The organism is Lyngbya aestuarii BL J (assembly GCF_000478195.2).
GTDB lineage: Bacteria > Cyanobacteriota > Cyanobacteriia > Cyanobacteriales > Microcoleaceae > Capilliphycus > Capilliphycus aestuarii.
On the sequence record NZ_AUZM01000420.1, the window covers coordinates 1 to 316 of the forward strand.

A 316-nucleotide genomic window follows, 5' to 3' on the forward strand; every position below is an offset into this window, starting at 1 on the left:
GCTCTTCCGATCTGTATTCGCTTGGAGGGAGAAGCAGTCCTCAATATTATCGGTCGAATTCCCTCTCTAGGCTGGCAGCTTATTATGAGTGAAGCGATCGCCGCAGAACTTGAAAAAATGACGAATCTTGAGAAGTTGGAAAATATTAGGGACATTCTACAAACGGCTTCAGTTTTTGTTACCCTTGATGAGGATGTTGACAAGCGATCGCAGGAGTTAGAAGATTTAGGATTTGGACTTTATGACTCTTTTCATATTGCTAGTGCCGAACGGGGGAAGGCGGATATCTTGTTAACGACAGATGATCGCTTGCTTA

1 protein-coding gene is annotated in these 316 nt (G+C 43.7%); it reads left to right on the top strand.

The window, feature by feature from the left end:
* Nucleotides 1-316 (top strand): PIN domain-containing protein (locus M595_RS28765; RefSeq protein ID WP_023070069.1); only part of this gene is annotated, 316 nt, incomplete at both ends.